At 31.6% G+C, this 19,652-nt stretch carries 24 protein-coding genes and 1 tRNA gene; 7 read left to right on the top strand and 18 right to left on the bottom strand.

Annotated elements, in window-relative coordinates:
- Positions 1 to 50 precede the first annotated feature (50 nt).
- The 3 genes from CSW08_RS16015 to CSW08_RS16005 are packed head-to-tail and all read right to left on the bottom strand — an operon-like array spanning position 51 to position 2,171.
- Positions 51 to 554: a DUF6702 family protein gene (locus CSW08_RS16015; protein WP_106660876.1), complete on the bottom strand. Its 504-nt coding sequence runs from the start codon at positions 552 to 554 to the stop codon at positions 51 to 53.
- A 59-nt stretch (positions 555 to 613) separates the two neighbouring features.
- Positions 614 to 1,387 carry a hypothetical protein gene (locus CSW08_RS16010; protein WP_106660875.1) on the bottom strand — a complete coding sequence of 258 codons (774 nt, stop codon included), beginning with the start codon at positions 1,385 to 1,387 and terminating at the stop codon, positions 614 to 616.
- Positions 1,374 to 2,171 (bottom strand): carboxypeptidase-like regulatory domain-containing protein, encoded by a 798-nt coding sequence (locus CSW08_RS16005; protein WP_106660874.1) that lies wholly within the window; start codon positions 2,169 to 2,171, stop codon positions 1,374 to 1,376. Before CSW08_RS16005 ends, CSW08_RS16010 begins: the two co-directional genes overlap by 14 nt.
- Positions 2,172 to 2,294: 123 nt before the next feature.
- Here CSW08_RS16005 and pepE point away from each other — a divergent pair, with 123 nt between their 5' ends.
- Positions 2,295 to 3,002 (top strand): dipeptidase PepE, encoded by a 708-nt coding sequence (pepE, locus tag CSW08_RS16000; RefSeq protein ID WP_106660873.1) that lies wholly within the window; start codon positions 2,295 to 2,297, stop codon positions 3,000 to 3,002.
- Between the two features lie 193 nt (positions 3,003 to 3,195).
- Here the strand turns inward: pepE and CSW08_RS15995 are convergent.
- A tRNA-Gly gene (locus CSW08_RS15995) sits at positions 3,196 to 3,268 on the bottom strand.
- 173 nt (positions 3,269 to 3,441) lie between these two features.
- On the opposite strand from CSW08_RS15995, the gene CSW08_RS15990 reads away from it, so the two are divergent.
- Entirely contained in the window at positions 3,442 to 3,894 is a 453-nt protein-coding gene (locus tag CSW08_RS15990; RefSeq protein ID WP_106660961.1) for a GNAT family N-acetyltransferase, read from the top strand.
- Positions 3,895 to 3,924: 30 nt separating this feature from the next.
- A complete protein-coding gene (locus tag CSW08_RS15985) occupies positions 3,925 to 4,710 on the top strand; it encodes a M48 family metalloprotease (RefSeq protein ID WP_106660872.1) in 786 nt (261 codons plus the stop codon).
- A 45-nt stretch (positions 4,711 to 4,755) separates the two neighbouring features.
- Here CSW08_RS15985 and CSW08_RS15980 read toward each other — a convergent pair whose 3' ends face one another.
- The 13 genes from CSW08_RS15980 to CSW08_RS18165 form a co-directional block, all read right to left on the bottom strand.
- Entirely contained in the window at positions 4,756 to 5,142 is a 387-nt protein-coding gene (locus CSW08_RS15980; RefSeq protein ID WP_106660871.1) for an ankyrin repeat domain-containing protein, read from the bottom strand.
- Positions 5,143 to 5,330: 188 nt separating this feature from the next.
- A complete protein-coding gene (locus CSW08_RS15975) occupies positions 5,331 to 5,783 on the bottom strand; it encodes a hypothetical protein (protein ID WP_157831524.1) in 453 nt (150 codons plus the stop codon).
- 78 nt (positions 5,784 to 5,861) lie between these two features.
- Complete coding sequence (locus tag CSW08_RS15970; protein WP_106660869.1) at positions 5,862 to 6,278, bottom strand: hypothetical protein; 417 nt, start codon at positions 6,276 to 6,278, stop codon at positions 5,862 to 5,864.
- Between the two features lie 177 nt (positions 6,279 to 6,455).
- Positions 6,456 to 6,839 (bottom strand): hypothetical protein, encoded by a 384-nt coding sequence (locus CSW08_RS15965; RefSeq protein ID WP_157831523.1) that lies wholly within the window; start codon positions 6,837 to 6,839, stop codon positions 6,456 to 6,458.
- A 127-nt stretch (positions 6,840 to 6,966) separates the two neighbouring features.
- On the bottom strand, positions 6,967 to 7,617 hold the full coding sequence (locus tag CSW08_RS15960; RefSeq protein WP_106660867.1) for a hypothetical protein: 651 nt from the start codon (positions 7,615 to 7,617) through the stop codon (positions 6,967 to 6,969).
- 24 nt (positions 7,618 to 7,641) lie between these two features.
- On the bottom strand, positions 7,642 to 8,367 hold the full coding sequence (locus CSW08_RS15955; protein ID WP_157831522.1) for a sterol desaturase family protein: 726 nt from the start codon (positions 8,365 to 8,367) through the stop codon (positions 7,642 to 7,644).
- Between the two features lie 7 nt (positions 8,368 to 8,374).
- Positions 8,375 to 9,601: a radical SAM/SPASM domain-containing protein gene (locus tag CSW08_RS15950; RefSeq protein ID WP_157831521.1), complete on the bottom strand. Its 1,227-nt coding sequence runs from the start codon at positions 9,599 to 9,601 to the stop codon at positions 8,375 to 8,377.
- On the bottom strand, positions 9,594 to 11,288 hold the full coding sequence (locus CSW08_RS15945) for a hypothetical protein (RefSeq protein WP_157831520.1): 1,695 nt from the start codon (positions 11,286 to 11,288) through the stop codon (positions 9,594 to 9,596). Before CSW08_RS15945 ends, CSW08_RS15950 begins: the two co-directional genes overlap by 8 nt.
- Before the next feature lie 795 nt (positions 11,289 to 12,083).
- A complete protein-coding gene (locus CSW08_RS15935) occupies positions 12,084 to 12,866 on the bottom strand; it encodes an SDR family NAD(P)-dependent oxidoreductase (protein WP_106660862.1) in 783 nt (260 codons plus the stop codon).
- Positions 12,863 to 13,537 carry a CPBP family intramembrane glutamic endopeptidase gene (locus CSW08_RS15930; RefSeq protein WP_106660861.1) on the bottom strand — a complete coding sequence of 225 codons (675 nt, stop codon included), beginning with the start codon at positions 13,535 to 13,537 and terminating at the stop codon, positions 12,863 to 12,865. The genes CSW08_RS15935 and CSW08_RS15930 overlap by 4 nt, the downstream gene beginning before the upstream one ends.
- A gap of 2 nt (positions 13,538 to 13,539) precedes the next feature.
- On the bottom strand, positions 13,540 to 14,217 hold the full coding sequence (locus tag CSW08_RS15925; protein ID WP_162495565.1) for a DUF6134 family protein: 678 nt from the start codon (positions 14,215 to 14,217) through the stop codon (positions 13,540 to 13,542).
- Between the two features lie 126 nt (positions 14,218 to 14,343).
- Positions 14,344 to 15,486, bottom strand: a complete 1,143-nt coding sequence (locus CSW08_RS15920; RefSeq protein ID WP_106660859.1) for a helix-turn-helix domain-containing protein — start codon at positions 15,484 to 15,486, stop codon at positions 14,344 to 14,346.
- 162 nt (positions 15,487 to 15,648) lie between these two features.
- Positions 15,649 to 15,801: a hypothetical protein gene (locus CSW08_RS18165; RefSeq protein ID WP_157831519.1), complete on the bottom strand. Its 153-nt coding sequence runs from the start codon at positions 15,799 to 15,801 to the stop codon at positions 15,649 to 15,651.
- Between the two features lie 147 nt (positions 15,802 to 15,948).
- Here CSW08_RS18165 and CSW08_RS15915 point away from each other — a divergent pair, with 147 nt between their 5' ends.
- The 4 genes from CSW08_RS15915 (at position 15,949) to rpe (ending at position 19,233) form a co-directional block, all read left to right on the top strand.
- Positions 15,949 to 16,950, top strand: a complete 1,002-nt coding sequence (locus CSW08_RS15915; RefSeq protein WP_106660858.1) for a hypothetical protein — start codon at positions 15,949 to 15,951, stop codon at positions 16,948 to 16,950.
- A gap of 71 nt (positions 16,951 to 17,021) precedes the next feature.
- Positions 17,022 to 17,396, top strand: coding sequence for a hypothetical protein (locus CSW08_RS15910; RefSeq protein ID WP_106660857.1), 375 nt, complete (start codon positions 17,022 to 17,024; stop codon positions 17,394 to 17,396).
- Positions 17,397 to 17,474: 78 nt separating this feature from the next.
- Positions 17,475 to 18,338, top strand: coding sequence for a sigma-70 family RNA polymerase sigma factor (locus CSW08_RS15905; protein WP_100610046.1), 864 nt, complete (start codon positions 17,475 to 17,477; stop codon positions 18,336 to 18,338).
- Between the two features lie 232 nt (positions 18,339 to 18,570).
- The gene (rpe, locus tag CSW08_RS15900) at positions 18,571 to 19,233 is read left to right on the top strand and encodes a ribulose-phosphate 3-epimerase (RefSeq protein ID WP_106660856.1); all 663 of its coding nucleotides are present in this window, start codon (positions 18,571 to 18,573) and stop codon (positions 19,231 to 19,233) included.
- On the opposite strand, the gene CSW08_RS15895 is transcribed toward rpe, so the two are convergent.
- Positions 19,230 to 19,649 carry a CBS domain-containing protein gene (locus CSW08_RS15895; protein ID WP_106660855.1) on the bottom strand — a complete coding sequence of 140 codons (420 nt, stop codon included), beginning with the start codon at positions 19,647 to 19,649 and terminating at the stop codon, positions 19,230 to 19,232. The two genes, rpe and CSW08_RS15895, sit on opposite strands and share 4 nt — an antisense overlap.
- Positions 19,650 to 19,652 lie beyond the last annotated feature (3 nt).

Here is a 19,652-nt window from a genome sequence, read left to right as displayed (position 1 = left end):
TTAATTAAAAGTTAGGCAAAGTAATAATTTTAAAAAAATCTTCCTATCAATTAATCAAAATTTAACACGGCATTATCATTTTGGGAGGTTAGCAAATAATTTTTAAATAACGCATTTATTTTTAGCTTAACCATATTCTGTTGCTCATCAAATAAATCGAATAAAACCTTATTGGTTATTTGAAAAGAATGGATCTCTTTTATTCCTTCTATTTCCAAATAAACCTTCATAACATCTAAATCAGTATCTTTTCCAATAAAATTAAAATTGACATCCTTTCCGTTGATTTTAATTTTAATTCTTTCAGCTAAATATTTTTGAATGTAATCATCAACAATTGGAGCTTTTTTATCATCATCTAAGTTGATGGTTTTATCATAGCGTTCTCTTAACAGATTTTCAAAATCATCCATAAAAATTCTTGAGATTATCTGAACTGATTGTTTATCTTGAACATATTCTATTTGTGTCACACTTAAATAAAATTTATGAACCGCAGTAAATGCCGAAACACATAAAACAACCAGTAAAATTGAGATTTTTATAAACTTCATTTGTATAAATTATTTGCAAATTTACTTTTTTCAACGTTTCTAAGAACAATACAAAACTATTAATCTTCAGTGTCACTTCTATTCTCCAAATACTGTTCGTATTTCATTCTTAAAAATTTAAATATTTCAAAATCAGTTTGATTTTTACATGCCTCAATAAAATTATCATCATCTGCACAGAAATAGAAAAATTCCATTCTCAAATGCTCATCTAATGGATTTAACAAAAAAAAATCTTTAGCCAAGCGGCTTTGTATACTTTGCATCAATGCTTCTACTTCCTCTACTTTTATTTGATTTTTCAATTGTTTTGTTCTTCCTGAAATAGCATTTAAAATAGGATTTAACGGTATAAAACCACCTCCCGTGGTTGCTTCATTTAATCTTCGCTCACTTTGTGTTGCTATTTTGCCAGTATAACCTGCAATGCCAACATCATAAAAATTAACAGGCGGTTCGCCTTTTCTGTTTTGAATGTCTAAAAACAAATCTCCTGTAAGCGTATTGCCCACAGTCACTTCGCTTAGCTCGTTAACTTGTTCTTCCAAAGCAACCTTAATTGTTTTTAACAATAGCATATTTTTATTTACAACTACATATTTTGTTTTGTGTAGCATGGAATAAAATTGCAAGCTATCATTAAGTCTAACCATAATTGCAAACTCACCTTTGGCATTTGTTATGGCATAATTATAAGTGGTTTTATTTATAATATTAATGTTTTCAATTCCAATATTGCTTTCTACGCTTCCTTTAATCTCAATGGATTGCGACATTCCTACTTGAAATGACAGTAATATTAAAAGTTGTGGAACATGTTTACTTTTTAACATGGTGTTGCAATAAGAATAATGCGCTTTGCTTTACCAAAAAATCAATTCTTTCAAATTCTTGTTTATCATTCAAAAATTCTTGAGATATGCCATTTTTTTCAACAAATGCAATAAATTCGTCTATATGCTCTATGGGGATATTAAATGTGTCATTAATGTATTTTCGGGAATAAACGTCTAACAACAATTTGGGTTTTACAAATTTGGGGTAATCTTCTGTGTAAGCACGTTTTTTAGGTTTAAAAAGCATGTTCGTTATTTTAACAAAATCCACCCCATTATAAAGTTCATGATTATTCATTACTGAATTTAATTCATTTTTAACCTTAAAATCATTGTGACCCATTTCATCATACATCTCAAGATCATTCATGTTTCTTAAATCAATATCAATTTTAGGAGGGATTTCAACAATTTCTATATCAACCGCTAAGCTTCCTGATAAACCATGCCTTAATAAAACCGCGCTTAGTTGATTGACATATTCCACTAAATAGATTTTTAAGACACGAGACTCTAAAACGTCTTTTGTTATACTAACTTTTTGGGGCTCAAATTGTAATGCAGAAATTTCAATGACATCGTTTTCTGCAACTTCTAAAAGAAATTCTCCTTTTTCGTTTGTTACAGTCCCTTTATTGGAAGATTTATTATAAATGGCAACAGCTTCAATATCATTAGCATTGGCATACATAAACCCATGAACCTCTACCCTGTTAATTGTTTGACCAATTAAAAACTGAAATATAAGTAAACATAAAATGACAAGTAATTTTTGTTTCAAGCTTATAATTTATTAATACTTAAATATAAAGAACGTTTTTCAAATCTTAAATAAAATGTAAACTCTCTATAAATTTTTGTTAAAGTGAACATTTAGTTAGCTTTACGCAAAACTTGATACGGCATGAAGAACATGATTATTGCTAGCACGTCCACCCTACACGGCAGCGGCTATTTAGAATATCTTTTGGATGATTTAGCAATGCTTTTCAAAGACTCTTCTGAAATTTTATTTATTCCTTACGCAAGACCAAGTGGAATATCCCATGATGATTATACCGAAAAAGTCTCGGAAGCTTTTTTAAAAATAAATAAACAAGTAAAAGGTATCCAGACATTTGAAAATCCTTTAACTGCAATTAAAAATGCTGAAGCCATTTTTGTTGGTGGCGGCAACACCTTTGTTTTGCTATACCAACTGTATAAAAATAATTTAATACCTGTTTTAAAAGAAACGGTTAATAATGGAACACCCTATTTAGGCACAAGCGCTGGAAGCAATATTTGTGGGTTGACTATAAAAACCACTAACGATATGCCGGTTGTTTATCCGCCAAGTTTTAATGCTACTGGCTTAGTCCCATTTAATATCAATCCACATTATTTAGACCCGGATTCCAATAGTAGGCACATGGGAGAAACCAAGGAAACAAGGATTAAGGAATTCCATCATTTTAACACACAACCAGTTATAGGATTACGCGAAGGCAGTTGGCTGCATGTAAAAAACAATTCCATAATTTTAAAAGGCAATCTAACTGCTAGAATATTTGAACAAAATAAAGCGGCTTATGAAGTTGTTTCTGGCACAGAATTGAATACTCTAAAATAAAAAAGCCTCACCGTTTAAGTGAAGCTTTTAGAGCGGGAGACCGGGTTCCCTTCGACAAACTTCGTTTGCTACTTTCAAAACAAAATATATTTTGTTTTTCAGTAATGCTCAGGATAAACTTCTCACCCTAGAGTTTTAATAACAATAAAAATACAGCATAAAAAAAGCCTCACCCATTAAGTGAAGCTTCTAGAGCGGGAGACCGGGTTCGAACCGGCGACATTCAGCTTGGAAGGCTGACGCTCTACCAACTGAGCTACTCCCGCAATTCCACCGCAAATATATATAAACTACACTTTCATTTGCAACAAAAAAATACAACTTCTTGAAAAAAAAGATTTCCTGAAATTTAAATCTTAAATACTTTTTATGTTGAAGTAAAAAATGTCTCTGAATGGTTATTTTGTTTAAGTTTGAAAAACCATTTTATCTATCACAAATGCTAGAAAATTCAAATTATAGAATTGGGCTAATAACCGCAAAAGAGGCTTGGTCTATAAGACAGCCTGTTTTACGTGAAGGAAAGCCAATAGAAGCCTGTATTTTTGATGGAGACGATTTTGAAACCACATTTCATATTGGTTTATTTGTTGATAATACTCTTATTGCAGTTGCCACATTTATGAAGAATTCCAATTCCCTGTTTTTAGAAAAAAAACAGTTTCAATTGCGTGGTATGGCCGTATTAAAAGAATTTCAAGGAAAAGGCTATGGCAATGATATTTTAAAATTTGGAGAATCCCTTCTTATAAAGCAAGGCGTAAAAATGATTTGGTGCAATGCCAGAAAAATTGCTGTTAATTTTTATCAAAAAAATAACTACACCATCAAAGGAGACTCGTTTATTATTCCAGAAATAGGAATTCATTACGTTATGGGTAAAACTTTATAAATCAATCATAAAAAATTGTACTTTTATTAAATGAGAAGTAGAAATTTTAAAGTCAGGTTATTAATTGGAGTTGCCATTGCTTTATTTTTTGTATTTAAAAGATGTAGTCAACAAGAAGTGAACCCGTATACGGGAAGAACGCAAACTATATCTATGACAGCGGATAAGGAAATCGCCATTGGTTTGCAGAGTGCCCCACAAATAGCTCAAGAATATGGCGGTTTGTATCCAAGTAATGAATACCAAGCTTTTGTAGATAATGTAGGCAACAAATTAGTTGATAATAGTGTCGCAAAAAACACCCCCTATCAATACGAATTTCATTTATTAGCAGACCCCAATACCATTAATGCTTTTGCGCTTCCTGGCGGACAAATTTTTATAACCTATGCCCTATTTTCCAAATTAGAAAACGAAGACCAACTTGCTGGCGTTTTGGGTCATGAAATCGGACATGTTATTGGGCGCCACAGTGCCGAACGTATTGCCGAAAGTGAATATTGGCAAGGGTTAATTACCGCTGGTAATGTGGGAGCCGATATAGGAAACGTGATTGGTGGTATCGGACAAAACACACTTCTCACAAACGGAAGGGATGATGAACTGGAGAGTGATGATTTAGGCGTCTTGTTTATGTTGAAATCTGGCTATAATCCTGAAGAAATGATTGATGTCATGGAAATACTTAAAGCAGCTGCAGGACCTAACAGATTACCCGAATTTAAAAGTACGCATCCCGACCCGGAGAATAGAATAGAAAAAATTAAAGAGTCTATTGAAAAATACAAAAAAAACCCTGAAATTCAGGGTTTATAAAGAGTGACTAGCTCAAATAATTTATAAAACTATATTATAAATCACTTATTTTTTCATGGCTTCTTCTAAAATAGCTTTAGCGTCATGGGCTTTGTGTAATTCAGCATATTTTATAGCTGTCATACCTTTGTCCGATTTTGCTTTTAAATTGGCTCCATTGGCTATTAAAAGTTTTAAAATATCAGTTCTGTTGTATTTAGCAGCATACATAACTGGTGTCATACCTTCAGATTTTTGATTAACATCGGTGCCAAGCTCTACCAATTTTTTAACTGTTTCAAAATCGCCTTTAGCAATTGAAACACAAAATGGACTCACTTTTACTTTTGAAGTAGGTTGATAATTAGTCAGCGTTTTAATTGATGTTTCGGCATGTAATGTTACTACTGAGAAACATAATGCCAGTGCAGAAATAATGATTGTTTTTTTCATGATGAAAGATTTTAAATTGATTTTAATGATTTGTTTTTTGATATACTAAACAGACGACAAAATTTGAAACCTGTTACACCAAAAAAAAATTATAACACATTTTTAACATTTATTTTACAGATTATTAACGTGTTACAAAATCAAAAATCGAAAAAAACTAAATAACCCATTATTTCAAAATTTGCTTTTCAATCATCTTTTAAAACTTGCCATTTTTCTAAATCTCCATTTATTATATAAGTATTGGAATGTTTTAAAAACGCTGTAATTCCACCATTACAAGCACCAGCAACAGCTCCGAACATCGCACCTCCTACTAGTCCATCCGATTCAGTATGATAAAACCAATTACCAAATAGATCATTCGTTGCATTGACTGTCACCACTCCTAAGATTGCTCCTGCTGCGGCCCCAGCTGTAGTACCAATAAGTAGATTATGTCCCGCAGATCTTTTTGTTTTTATAGTACCTATTTCACGAACATTTATTTGTATGATGTTACCATGTCGTTTAAGTCCAAGAATTGTATCTCCAACAAAAGTGACATGACCCTTGTTAATCTTTTTCCCATCTAAATTGTAAACACGAACAAACATGCTACTTTTTATGATCTCTTTTTGAGCATACATATGAGTACTCAAAACCACAACTAATAATAACATTATTGTTTTGACTTTTTTTATTATTATCATAATTTTTAAATTGGCTAATGCGTTTATTTATTCTGGTAAATCTTTTAAATTTATGGAAACAGTAATTATTTTAGTATCAAGAATATCTTGACTAAAATCCAAATGCACAATTACTCTGTTAACTTTAATGGTCGCTATAATTATTGGGTTAGTCTCAAAATCAAAATGTACTGGATCTTGAACATAAATGGAAGCATTGCTAAAGCCATATGAATTATTAATACTAATAGCATTTGGAACATTTTGAGATGTAATAATAAACTCTGTAAGCCCTTTATTTACTTGATATGGAATGATTCCAATTAATTGATCTTGATTTGGATTTTCATCTATGGTTGTAGTGAAATCATTAACAACAAATATATCTAAATCATCCTTTGAGCAAGAGATAATTATCCAAAAAACGGACAGACAGCATAAAATAATTTTAAATGTAGTTTTCATATTAATAGTTTTTTAAAATCATGCATATAATAGTTTCTTTAAATCTTCGGTTAGATTATTGTTCAAATATATATTTCGCAGTTTAAATGACTATCCCATTTAGTGTGTCAAAGACTAATTCGGACAATTTTGATTTGTTTGCTGTATTCATCTTAAGTTATTTAGTTTAAATTAATATCATTCGTCTTCGGAAAATAGGAATCCCAAGCCCAGCCTATCTATCCCCCAAATAATTCCTCCTGAAAGAACTACTAATAAAATAAATTTAAATACTGACATGTCTTTGTATATGGATTCAGTATTTTCTAGTTGAATTGGCATTTTAACCAACTCTCCTCTATACTTTTTTATACCGTAATAAACGGTATCAATCTTTACAATTTTATCAAACTCTAAAGAATTTGCACTATCGTTACTATAAATAATGCTAGCCGATTTGCCATCTTCAACCGCTTTTTCTAAGGAAATTGAATTTGCATAATAGGTTTTACAACTCTGGAACAATACTAAAAAGGCGAAGAATAAGGCTGTTCCTCTTAATCTCAATAATGTGATTTTCATATGTAGATATTTATTATTTTTTATCGGTCTCCCGATAGCTATTGGGAGCAATTCCCATATCTTCATTGGTTGTTGCATCAAGTTTTCGTTATGCTCATTTCATAACTCGTTTATTAAAATTATAATCCTAAAATCGATATGTGATTTTTGGCATATAGTACCATTTACCTATGTCGTTCTGTAAAGCTGCTTTCAACTTATAGGTAGCATATTGTACACTAAAACTTATTGACATTTGAGTCTTATTTGTTACATCAAATATATACTCCAATTCAGGGGACAAGAGAAAAGATGTCATTCCTTTATATAGTGCCTGATTGTCTTCGTTTTGCGGTTCAATAACATCCGTAGCAATTAAAATAGTTGATATACCTATGCCAGCACCAATACCTATAAAAGATTTATTAAAGAAAATTATATCCTTTTTTAATTTTATGAGTCCATTAAAAAAGATATTGGAAGTTCCTTTTAGTGTATCCAACCTTTTTACATATGTGAAATTATTTTCACGGCTCCAACCTCCAAATTGAATGGCAAATTCAACAGAATTAACTTGGCTAGTTGGTACATTCATATTGAATTCAAAAAATGGCGCTTCTCTAAAATGCTGGTTTGAAGCGGGTATAAAAAGTCCCATTCCACCTCTGTATGATATGTTTTCAATCATTTCATCAAAATCATCAACGTATCTGTCAATAGTCCTTATAGAATCATATTGAGACCATAATGGCATAAGGTTCAAATGCAACAAAAGAATACATAAAGCAAAACGTTCCATAATATTCAGTTTCCTTAAAATCGACTATACTTTTTTTAAAAATGTCCCCATTAATCTATCCCAAATAGTAAAATATAATCCAAAGTTATACTTTGCATTCCTGTGATGAAGGTCATGTTCCAAAGGTGTATTTTGCCACTTAAGAAATTTAAACGTCTTAATATTAAATCCCCAATGAACATAGGTGTCATAAAAAATCATAATGGTTATAAAAATGACAAGTGCCAAATTATGCCATGGAATTGTAAATATGATTATTGGTATGATGCCCATTGTTAAAATCGCTTCCAACGGATGAAAAGCAAAAGCACTCCAAGGGGAGGGATTATGAAATTTATGATGTAACAAATGGGTATATTTAAAAATTAACTTATGATGCATCAATCTATGGATCCAATACGAATACATATCGTGCATGACAATCATTAGAAAAACACTCAAAATAAAATATGGTATTCCAAATTCCTGGATATCTGTATAATTTTTTGTAAATCCATTTTTTAACCAATTCAGAAAAAACCAAATACCTGAACTATAAATACAAAACGTAGAAAGCGAATATTTTATCTCCTCCAATACCTGTTTTCTAGATGGGTATGCATTCTGAATTTTCGAAGCTCTATAACGGTTTTTTCCAATGATATACAGCCACAAATAAGGAACTCCAGCCACCAAAACATACCGCATAGTTAGCATTAACATTAAAAGCAGCCATAAATTAAAAGTCGACATTTCCAATAACTTTTCCATAATCAATTTAATAAGTGGGACAACCTTGTATAGACATTGCCGATAATTGATTTTCAAAATCTTCATGTAATATGTTTCCTGAATTAGTATGACAAAAAGGGCATGCATTTAGATTCCCTTCTGTGTCAACATACATACTCCTATTACCACCAGCAAAGCATCCTTGCCGTCTTTGATAATACCCATGATAGCTAATTATTGGGAAATCCAGAAACTCGTTGGAAAAATTTATTTTGGTATAAAAAGATTCCAAAATCGCTATATTTTCTTGAGTAATTGTAACCTCTTTCCCTTTAAAATGACCTACCTCCTTTGGTTCTAAAAACTGTACAAAGTGAACTCCTGTTTTCCTGGCTAGTTGCATGTATGCCATTAGGTTTTCTTCACTAACAAAATCGTTAGTTACGCACACAGAAAACACCACCACTAATTGGTTTTCAATAGCATTCTTAGCGCCGTTAATTGCCCAATAATAGGCGTCTTTGAATTTCCTGAAATTATTATGTTTCTCTTTTTCAAAATGGTCTAAACTTATAAAAACCCCTGTCAATCCTGCATTTTTTAATCTTTTGGCCACTTCATTTGTCAATTTGAATCCTGAAGAATTGATCCAAAAATTAGTGGTGTTTTTTGATTTTGATATTAGATTGATTAGAATATCCAATTTAAGCATTGGCTCACCTCCTGTTAAATGAATCTGTCCCGTACCCATGGCTTGCAGTTTACTAATGATATTTGAAAGGTCATTTTCATTTAGTTGATCTTTTTGGTTTAAGACATCCCACGCGTAACAATGGTCACACTGTAGTGGACATTTTTTTGTAATTGCTAAATACACATGATTGAATCTTAAAACGCTCTTTTCAATAGATTTGTAATGATTTAATTCTGAAATGATAAATCGTTTATAAATGTCATCGTTCCACCCTGGTGTATACAATCCCATATAGTATTTACCATCTACTTTAACTAATTTTTTAAGCTTAAAGTTCCCTAAAAACTTTTTCCTTAAATGGATTAAATAATTAATCCCCCGTATCCAATGCAATGGATTTGAATAGCTTGATATAAGAATGCTTATTAATGTGAGTCTAATTCGAAAATGCCACCAAGATTTTTCAATTCCTGTTATTATTTTAGAATCAATTTTAAAACAGTTTTCACCTTCAGAAACTACTACTGCTTCAGAATAATGTAACTCATCTCTAACCGATATTACTGATGCTTTATTCATGATAAGCCAATTCATTAGGTTGAAAGTTTGCAAACTCAAAATATGATTTCTCCGCGTATTTTGTAAAGGCGTTATCTTCTTTAAAAGATTTCAAGGCCTCAAAATCTGGAATTCCGCTATAATCTCTTATATAATTATAGTACCCTCTATTTTTGAGAATAACCGTTTGGGATTGCCCTTCTTTAGGCCCAGTAGTTGGAAAACTTATTACAACTTCATCACCAATATTGGCTTGAGCAAAATAATTTTGATCTGCTTTAGCCAGAAGAGCGGTCACATCATTTCCATTTTGGTCCAAGGCTTTTGAAGCATTAATGTATTCGGGTTGTAAATCTAAATTTTCAGAAAAATCCATTCCTACATAATCAACTTCCCAGAACATAAATCCGGTTTCCAATTTAATTTTCACCATGTTACCCTCATGATTATCTAAACTAATTGGTATTGCTAAATCTCGCATCGCCATTGGACCAACAGTACCAATACGCTCAACTAATTCCCACCCCGTTTTTGTGTTTTTATAAATAGACAGTGGAATATGCTGATTCATAGTCCATTTTTTTATGCTATCATTAGGAACTTGCTGTTGCTCCTTCTGAAATGTATTGTAGTAATACCCAAATTTTTCATTAAATTTTCCGAAAATATAATCCAGCCATACAGAATTTTTTGCGGTTAAATATAGCTTTGCCTCTTTAGCTTGTTCGGGTTTTTCAAATTCAAAAACAATATTTCTGGTACTGTTTTCTGTCGTTAGAGCGGTATCAAACGCATAATAATCGTAATCTTTATGTATTACAGATTCTAAATTTTTAGAACCATTGTCTTTTGTAGCATTTACTGGTGAGACCAAATTATTAAAGGTTTGTAATTGCCCTTTGCTATCCATTAAAACCTCCAGATTCTTTTCATGATTTATTAAAACCAACTGAACCTGATCTGTATATTGAATTTCTTTTAGGTAATTGGATATTTTCAAAGTGTATTCACCATTTTCTGATTTAAAATGAGGTAACTGTAAATAATCATCCTTTTGCATATTTGGGGTTATGGTACCTGGATACAATTCCCCAACAAACTCAAAATTTTCACCGTTCTTTATATAAACAAACGGACAGGAACTTTTAGTTGCCGCTACAATAAGTGCTACTACAAAAAACACTCCTACTGTTGTTAATGCCACATTGGCAATTGCTCTTCCAGTGTTTTTATCATTCACAGATATTGAAGCAATCTCTACCAAGGGAATGCTAACAGCGTTGTTAATTGAATAATCTACAGAGGTATTCAAATAAAAATGAACTTCATTTAACGGATTAGTTGTTAGGTTATTATATCTATGAACTCTTTGACTTTCTCTAGGTTTTGTATACTGGTGTTGACTGTTTATTGATACTACAGTTCCAGAAATGGTTTGATTATATTCATTAATTACCGTATTACTTAAATGCCATGACCGATTTTTTGAATGGATTATTACATATTTTTCAGAGTTATTAAATTCTTTAACTGTGGTTGAAATGTTTTCTCTTGTTGTTGGCACATTCTTAACAGTGAAGTAAGAGCAGGATATTGTAAGGTTTAGAATAGCCATAATCATGATGCAAGAGATGGTTTTAGTGACTCTTTCATCTTTATGGAAGTATGACAATCTTCCTATTTTACTTTGGGTGATTCGTGTTTTCATAATTATTGTTTTTAGTTGAAATATTGTTTTTCTAATAATGGGTCTATATGTATAAAGCCTATGTAAATTGCTCATATCTATAAATAAATTTAGAAAGAAGTTGCTGGGGTTGATTCCACTATCCTTCCATTTTGAGACCATGAACCCAAAAAGTTCAAATTCAATAAAAGAATACATAAAGCAAATCGTTTCATAATATTCAGTTTCTTTAAAATCGTCTGTTAGATTGTTGTTTCAAATATATATTTCGCAGTTAAAATGACTGTCCAATTTTGTGTGTCAAAGATTAATTCGGACAATTTAATTGGATTTTAAGCAGTCGAAGGAAATTTGTTTATCTCCCGATTGGTCAATCTATTCTTGATAAATTCAGGTAATAGTTTATCTAATGCTATAAAACATTTATTTACAAATCCGGGAACAACCACACATTTTTTGCGCACTAAAGTTGCGTTTCTATTTGTTAACAAGGAATCCAAAATTTTTGGTGTTAAGGCAAAGTCAAACTTAAAAAGGGTATTAAGTTTTGATATCATGATTATTCCTCTTTTCCCTAAAGCATAATTAATTTGTAATATCCTGATTTTACTTATGGTGAGCGTTTTTATGTGATTGAACAATTATAGATAACTAATATTCTCTCCCCGAATAATATATTGCTCGCAACTTAATCCAGACTGTAATGCCAAAAAACGGGCATTAATAACATCATCTATAAACACATAATTGGAAATGGTGGAAGTGGCAGTATGAAACAAATAAGTGCATTCTTCCTAAGCCTTTAATACCATAATATTAATGAGTTAACCTATTTTTTAATTGCATTGTTCTTACAACAGCTGTAGCCAGGTCTCTTGGAAATAATCGAGGTAAAAACGCCAAGAATCTATTGAATAAACCCGGAATTGCAACTGTTTTACCTTTAAGCATAGCGCCATAACCATATTTTGCAACTGCTTTCGGACAGGACATATTAAAGGTAATCTTATTTTTAGCCGTATCGTGAGATACCACATCCTGAAAAGAAGTACGTGTTGGCCCAGGACATAGTGCGGTTACTGTTACGCCTGTATCTTTTAATTCGCTCGCTATAGCTTGAGAAAATGATAAAACAAATGCTTTTGAGGCATAATAAACCGACATGAATGGACCTGGTTGAAATGCTGCCAAAGAGGATATATTTAAAATTTTCCCACAACCACGATTCATCATAGATTTCAATACCAATTTTGAAAGTTGTGCGGTAGTTGTAATATGTACAGTTAGCATTTCTTCCTCTCTTCGCCATTGCGTATTTGCAAAAGGACCGAAGAGTCCAAAACCGGCATTATTAATTAAAACTTCAATAGGAATATTATCAATATCTTCAAAAATTTCTTGGGCAATATTCGGTTTGCTCAAATCCTTTACCAAAACAGTAACTGAAACACTGTATTTTTTTTGAATAAAGTTTTTTACAGCCTTAAGTTTTAACTTATCAATATCTACAAGCACTAAATCATATTTGTCATTCGCTAACAACACTGAAAGCTCATAACCTATTCCCGAAGCGGCCCCGGTTACTAAAGCAGTTTTCATGATAGTGTTTTGTTTTTTAAGGTTAGAGTATAAAACATAGAGATTTCATAAACTGCAGATAATGCGATATGAATAAAAAAGGCATACCATACACTGTTTGAGTAATAGGTGAATAAGCATAAGACAAACCCAAAAGGGATGGTTCCTAAAATCTCTTTTCTTGAATCAAAAATGTGAATGAGTACATATAATATGGTGCTATAAAATATCGATGAAAAAAGTGTGACATGTTCCAAAAACTGAAATAACAATACACCTCTAAAAAAGAATTCATAGCTCAACAAAAACGCAAAGCGTATACTAAAATACACCCAAGCATTGGAGAGATAGTAACCACTAATATGAGTTCTATTTAAGGTTTGCTTTTTTACTGAAACTTCCGATATGTATGTGCACAGAAATACAATTACAAAAAATGGCAAAAGCACATACAATCTTGGTATTTCTATAACATCAACTAAAAATCTTGATTCCGGTAAAATGGTATAGAAAATAATTCCGAACAATATAATCCCGAGTATATGTTTCAGATTTAAGAGCCGCAACCCATTGGTTGCCAATAATGCAGATTGCAGATTATTGACCCCAAGTTTTTTGTATACCGCACTTATAATAAAATAAGAAGTGAAACTCACAGCAATCAAAACCCAAATGACAATTGAAGAACTCATGACTAAACAGGTATTAGGATGACATCAAACATGGGAGATACGGCTACTATTTTCACACATTTTCCATGCTTATAATGAAAAATATTATACTTCCCTTTTGAAAGTTCAACCTTGTAGCTTCCATTACCTAGAGATTTCACGTTTACCATTTGCTTTTGGTTGTCACAAAAAACCGACTCAATCCCTATAGGCTCAGTCATGTAAAGGGTCATTAGGTTTTGCTTGATATTGTCAAAATTCAAAGGGCTAATCTTATTTGGTGTTTGAATGCTATAGTGTCCTTGGTTATAAACAATAGAATGGTTTGTTTTTACCTTATTGTTAAGTGTCCTAAAAAGTGAAGCATAGATCAAGGTGCCATCTTTATAAATGTATTTTTCTTTGCCCACAACCTTATATTTTAAAATAAACTGTGCTTCAACTTCACTATCTATAGTATATATCACAGAATCTTTAGATTTACTTTCGGTTATTTTTATGGAACCAATTACCGAGTTGTTCTTTACTATATTGAATATTATGGGTTCAGGTGGATTGCTGCCATAGTTTGAAGCGAACGCTAAAAGACATAAAACAGCAATTGTTTTTTTGACAAATTTTTTGAATATCAAAAACTTTTTTGATGTAGACTGGCTAGCTGAAAACTTCCTTAAAGCGTATAAAATCAACATAGGTATCATGGCTAATAATTTTAAGATTGTGGTTAACAATCGTAAAAGTATTATGGACCATCAATACTAATATCCAAAATAGTCTATGATGTAAAAATCAGGATGTCCAACGATAATTTCGGATAAAACAGGAGATTAGAACTGCTCTCTGTAAGTGGTTGGTGTTTCTGAAGTGAATTTTTTAAAGGCAGAATAAAAGGTTGATTTTGAATTAAAACCACATTCCAGTCCAATGGCTACAATGGTATATTGGCTAAATTCATCATCAGACAAAAATTTCTTCGCCTGTTCTACACGTAAAGAGTTTATAAAATCTGAAAAATTGTTATTGCTGTATGAATTGATCAGTTTTGAAAAATAGCTTTTGCTCATCCCTAAATCTGAGGCTACACTTTCCATACTCAACAACGGGTCCAAATACAATTTCTCATCAATAAGATAACTTTGTATTTTATTGAAATCATTTTGGTGCTTGTCATTAAAAAACTCATCGGTTTGTTTTTCAGGACTCAAATTCTTCTCCGGGCTTATCAAAACCCTATCTGCATCAATTGAGCTTCTTAAAAAAATACGATCCTCAACAACATTATATTTATAGAACCCTAGATAACCTATCCAGTATAATAAAATGGAAGAGCTTAAGCGCAAAAAAACATATGCCGATTCATTTCCAGTAACGGTCTTAATTGAAAGGGCAACAGCCCAAAAAATGACCACAACCAAACCCAAACAAATAAACCATTTAAGCCAGCTTAAATCATCATAAGCTAAAATATATTCAAGTAAATGATGCCTTCTAAAAACAAGCAACCAAGCATTTAGAAATAGAAAAGTACAATAAATAAGGTTAAATATATCTTCAATATTTGTATAGCGCTCGATTAAAACAACATCCCGATTTGGGATTTCATAATAAACATAAGATATTAAACAAAGGCGAATAATAATTTCAATGGCAAACAATATCAAGGTAGGTTTAATAAAATCATTCACTTTATCATTGATTTTCAAAAAATGTGTGGTAAATGCATAAAACATAGGGAAAATTAAAACATACCAAGGAACGAGCAACTGTTTTAAAAGAAATAAATCAGAAGAAAAACCATTGTCAATAAGCCACCGTTGAAGGTTGTTCAAGGAAATAAAAAGCACCACTAAGTTTAAAAAAATTACAACTTTGCCAAATTTTCTTCTACCAAAAACTGTAACAAGATTAAATCCAAAACCTTGTATTACGCCTGCAATAAGTAAAAAATTGACAATAGAAAGAAAATTCATAATTAAATTTCATTAAACAATTACAATGTCTTTTACTAATTTTTTAGGGGAAAGGATAATCTAAGTCATTCAAATAATGGCTCTTAGATATATAGCTAATATAAGGAAAAATGTTAAAATTTCAGATTTGAAATTAAACGACCAAAAAGAAGGAGAAAATAATTAGGCTATGTTTAGATTGACCTCATTAATTATTTGATTATTGGGATTTGCAATAAACGATTGTTTATAACTTTTGTTGATCACTACATAATAAATGTACTTATCCAAAAGGATATGAATATAAGAAGTCGATTTACCTGATTTTGCATTCATGACCAAATATTTTGAGAGTTGATTTAACTATTGATTAAAATTAATTGTAATATTTAATAGACTATTGGTTAAAATGTCAAAAAAAGTAAATTTTTTTTCTTAAATTTCACAAAGTCTTCCAAAAACCTACTTGTAATTTTTCAAAAAATGCAAGAGCAGTTTATTCAATATTTAAAGTCGAAAACCTTAGATAGCACATCGTTTGCAGAGGAAATAGCAAGTGTTTTAGACATTGGTTATGACGCCGCTTACAGGCGCATTAATTCTAAAACAAGTTTAACTTTAGAAGAAGGGGTTAAACTTGCCAGACACTATAAAATATCATTGAATCAATTATTTGAAGTTGGTAACCAAAATACCATTGTTGCTGATTTATCTCCCCCAATACATAATATTAAAGGCCTAGAAGTATGGTTAAATCAATCTTACAACAGTGTTTACCCTTTAACTAAACTAAAAAGCGCATCCATAATTTATTCAGCTAAAGACATCCCCCTTTTCCACACACTTAAAGATTCTTTTTTATCACGATATAAAATGTATGTTTGGCTAAAGGATGTAGACTCTAATATGACCAGAGACAAAATCAGTTTTGATGATTTTATAAAAAACATTCCCGAATCGTTACTTGAAAGTGCTTTTAAATTAGGGCAAGTTTATAAAGACATCAACATTACTGAAATTTGGAACAACACCACCATTAATGGATCGTTACAACAAGTACTTTATTATTTTGAATCTGGAGCACTATCTAAAGAATTGGCCTTAATAATATGTAACGACATTGAGGATGTGGTTCGCCTTATTGAAAAACAAGCCATACAGCAATCTCTAGTTGGCTCTGAAAATAAAGCCATATATAACTTATATATTAATGATATTCATACCATGAGCAACACTATTATGGTAAAAACACCGTTTCAAAAAGTGTTTTTTACACCTTTTACAGTAATAAGTTATTTTAAAATAGAACATCAACCTACCTGTGAGCTCATGTATGAGTTTTTTGAAAAACAAATGAGTATTTCCAAGCTTTTGGTAAATGCAGGGGAAAAAGACAGATCTTTATTTTTTAACCGCATGATTCAAAAAATTAACAGATTACGAGAACGCATTATTATTGATAATGATGCTTTTGATTTTGAATGATTCAAGCATAATTAAATGTTAAAACCATACTCAAACTTGCTTATCTCGATTTTTTTATTAAATTGTAGAGTATGATTTATTCCGAAAAAGAAAAATATTCCGAAATCTTAAACGACTCCATAACTTATTTAGAAAATCGTGGTTATGAAAACATCAAGGCCGATATCGATAATTACGAAACCCCTAAATCGTATACAAAAAAAGGAAGCGATATTAATATTACTCCAGATATCGTAGCGATTAAACATGGACAAAAATATTATTTCGACATCAGTCTTAAGTCTGAAAAACCAAAATTATTAAAATCAAAATGGCTGTTTCTTAACACATTGAGCAATTTAAAATCCCATAAATTCAGATTAATCACGACTCGTGGCCATTATAAGTTTACCGAACAAATGCTTGAAGATATTAACTTAACTAACAAAAAATTAATTAAAATTTAATTTCCTGTAACATTATCTGTTATTTATACGTATAACTACTGAATAATAGTATTCATTAAAAACACAGGAGAACTTTAGATGAGACAACTTAAAATTACGAAACAGGTTACCAACAGAGAAACCGCTTCGTTAGATAAATATCTTCAAGAAATTGGAAAAGTTGACTTAATTACCGCAGACGAAGAAGTAGAATTAGCACAACGTATTAAAGCTGGCGATCAAGCTGCTTTAGAAAAGTTGACAAAGGCTAATTTACGTTTTGTTGTATCGGTAGCTAAGCAATATCAAAACCAAGGTTTAACATTACCCGATTTAATTAATGAAGGTAATTTAGGTTTAATTAAAGCGGCACAACGTTTTGATGAAACTCGTGGTTTTAAATTTATATCGTATGCTGTTTGGTGGATTCGTCAATCGATTCTTCAAGCGTTGGCTGAACAATCGCGTATTGTACGTTTACCATTAAACAAAATTGGTTCTATTAATAAAATCAATAAAACATTTGCGTTTTTAGAACAAAGCCATGAGCGTCCGCCCAGTGCTGAAGAAATTGCCAAAGAGTTGGATATGACCATTAACGATGTTAAAGAGTCTATGAAAAACTCTGGTCGACACGTAAGTATGGATGCCCCTTTAGTAGAAGGTGAAGATTCTAACTTATATGATGTATTAAATAGTGGCGAGTCGCCAAACCCAGATAGAGAATTATTACACGAATCATTACGTACAGAGATTGAGCGTGCTCTGGAAACATTAACACCTCGTGAAGCAGACGTGATTCGTTTATATTTTGGTTTAGGAAACCAGCACCCAATGACTTTAGAAGAAATTGGAGAAACATTTGATTTAACTCGTGAACGCGTTCGTCAAATTAAAGAAAAAGCAATTCGTAGACTAAAACATACGTCTAGAAGTAAAATATTAAAAACATATTTAGGTTAGTAATTACATAAAATTATAACTAAATTACAGTTACAAACAGTTACAACATAACTGTTCGTTTTTTGATTGATGAAAGAACCCACGGCTGATTACCGTGGGTTCGTTTTTTAGCCCATCTTCCGTCTTCCCAAAGGGAAGAAACTTTTTCCTAACCCTAAATCCCTTTCCAAAGGAAAGGGACTTGTAAAAAGACTTTTCTATATTTGCAGAAACAAACCAATACTTATAAATAATGGGTTCTAAACTAATCGCACCTTCATTACTTGCAGCAGATTTTGCCAATCTTCAACGCGACATAGAAATGGTAAACCAAAGTAATGCTGATTGGTTTCATATTGATGTTATGGATGGTGTTTTTGTGCCAAATATTTCGTATGGCATGCCTGTGCTACAAGCCATTACAAAACATACAAAAAAAACGGTTGATGTTCATTTAATGATAGTTGAACCAGATAAATACATAAGCACTTTCAAAAAATTAGGAGCTAATAATTTAACGGTCCATTACGAAGCATGTCCACATTTACATAGAACATTACAAGCCATAAAGGCAGAAGGCATGAAAGCAGGCGTGGCATTAAATCCGCACACAAACATAAGCCTTTTAGAAGATATTATTAATGATATAGATTTGGTGCTCATTATGAGTGTTAATCCTGGTTTTGGTGGGCAAAGTTTTATTGAAAACACCTATAATAAAATAAAAGCGCTTAGAGAATTAATTATACGCAAAGGCGCAAAAACACTTATTGAAATAGATGGTGGGGTAAGTGCTGCAAATGCCAAAATGCTTGTTGATACCGGTGCAGATATCTTAGTTGCCGGTAGTTTTGTTTTTAAAAGTGAACATCCTCTTGAAACCATCAAAGAATTAAAAACAATAACTAATTCCTAAAATTGTCTCAATAAGAAATTTATTAAATCTGTTGTAGTTACAATACCTATCAATATATTATTATCTACAATGGGCAACGCATGAAATTCTTCTTTAGCAAAAATTTCTGCTACTTTTTTAACAGAAGTCGATGATGAAACAGACGTTAATTTTTTGGTCATCACTTCCTCAATGGTTGTTTTAGTCCTAACCAACGTGCTAATGGAATCATTAACAACTCCATCATCATTCCACAATCCAATGCGTTGCAAATCGGTTTTACTAAGCATCCCTATAATTGATTTGCCTGACACAATGGGTATATGCCTAACATGGTGAATTTTTAATAAGTATTTTGCATCTTCAAGATTGTCGTCTTTTTTCAGACAGATAACACTATGTGTCATAATTGTAGAAACTGGAACCTTGCGTATCATGAT

Origin of the sequence: Confluentibacter flavum, assembly GCF_002843175.1 — a bacterium.
Classification (GTDB): domain Bacteria; phylum Bacteroidota; class Bacteroidia; order Flavobacteriales; family Flavobacteriaceae; genus Confluentibacter; species Confluentibacter flavum.
This window is presented reverse-complemented; position numbering and strand designations above follow the sequence as displayed.

Coding starts and splice junctions, on each gene's coding strand:
- CSW08_RS15920 (WP_106660859.1), bottom strand. CDS start 15,486: ATGAATTTTCTTTCTATTGTCAATTTTTTACTTATTGCAGGCGTAATA.
- rpe (WP_106660856.1), top strand. CDS start 18,571: ATGGGTTCTAAACTAATCGCACCTTCATTACTTGCAGCAGATTTTGCC.
- CSW08_RS15955 (WP_157831522.1), bottom strand. CDS start 8,367: ATGGAAAAGTTATTGGAAATGTCGACTTTTAATTTATGGCTGCTTTTA.
- CSW08_RS15905 (WP_100610046.1), top strand. CDS start 17,475: ATGAGACAACTTAAAATTACGAAACAGGTTACCAACAGAGAAACCGCT.
- CSW08_RS18165 (WP_157831519.1), bottom strand. CDS start 15,801: ATGAATGCAAAATCAGGTAAATCGACTTCTTATATTCATATCCTTTTG.
- pepE (WP_106660873.1), top strand. CDS start 2,295: ATGAAGAACATGATTATTGCTAGCACGTCCACCCTACACGGCAGCGGC.
- CSW08_RS16015 (WP_106660876.1), bottom strand. CDS start 554: ATGAAGTTTATAAAAATCTCAATTTTACTGGTTGTTTTATGTGTTTCG.
- CSW08_RS15985 (WP_106660872.1), top strand. CDS start 3,925: ATGAGAAGTAGAAATTTTAAAGTCAGGTTATTAATTGGAGTTGCCATT.
- CSW08_RS16010 (WP_106660875.1), bottom strand. CDS start 1,387: ATGTTAAAAAGTAAACATGTTCCACAACTTTTAATATTACTGTCATTT.
- CSW08_RS15980 (WP_106660871.1), bottom strand. CDS start 5,142: ATGAAAAAAACAATCATTATTTCTGCACTGGCATTATGTTTCTCAGTA.
- CSW08_RS15930 (WP_106660861.1), bottom strand. CDS start 13,537: ATGAGTTCTTCAATTGTCATTTGGGTTTTGATTGCTGTGAGTTTCACT.
- CSW08_RS15965 (WP_157831523.1), bottom strand. CDS start 6,839: ATGAAAATCACATTATTGAGATTAAGAGGAACAGCCTTATTCTTCGCC.
- CSW08_RS15970 (WP_106660869.1), bottom strand. CDS start 6,278: ATGAAAACTACATTTAAAATTATTTTATGCTGTCTGTCCGTTTTTTGG.
- CSW08_RS15990 (WP_106660961.1), top strand. CDS start 3,442: ATGCTAGAAAATTCAAATTATAGAATTGGGCTAATAACCGCAAAAGAG.
- CSW08_RS15895 (WP_106660855.1), bottom strand. CDS start 19,649: ATGATACGCAAGGTTCCAGTTTCTACAATTATGACACATAGTGTTATC.
- CSW08_RS15945 (WP_157831520.1), bottom strand. CDS start 11,288: ATGAAAACACGAATCACCCAAAGTAAAATAGGAAGATTGTCATACTTC.
- CSW08_RS15915 (WP_106660858.1), top strand. CDS start 15,949: ATGCAAGAGCAGTTTATTCAATATTTAAAGTCGAAAACCTTAGATAGC.
- CSW08_RS15935 (WP_106660862.1), bottom strand. CDS start 12,866: ATGAAAACTGCTTTAGTAACCGGGGCCGCTTCGGGAATAGGTTATGAG.
- CSW08_RS15960 (WP_106660867.1), bottom strand. CDS start 7,617: ATGGAACGTTTTGCTTTATGTATTCTTTTGTTGCATTTGAACCTTATG.
- CSW08_RS15925 (WP_162495565.1), bottom strand. CDS start 14,217: ATGATACCTATGTTGATTTTATACGCTTTAAGGAAGTTTTCAGCTAGC.
- CSW08_RS15910 (WP_106660857.1), top strand. CDS start 17,022: ATGATTTATTCCGAAAAAGAAAAATATTCCGAAATCTTAAACGACTCC.
- CSW08_RS15950 (WP_157831521.1), bottom strand. CDS start 9,601: ATGAATAAAGCATCAGTAATATCGGTTAGAGATGAGTTACATTATTCT.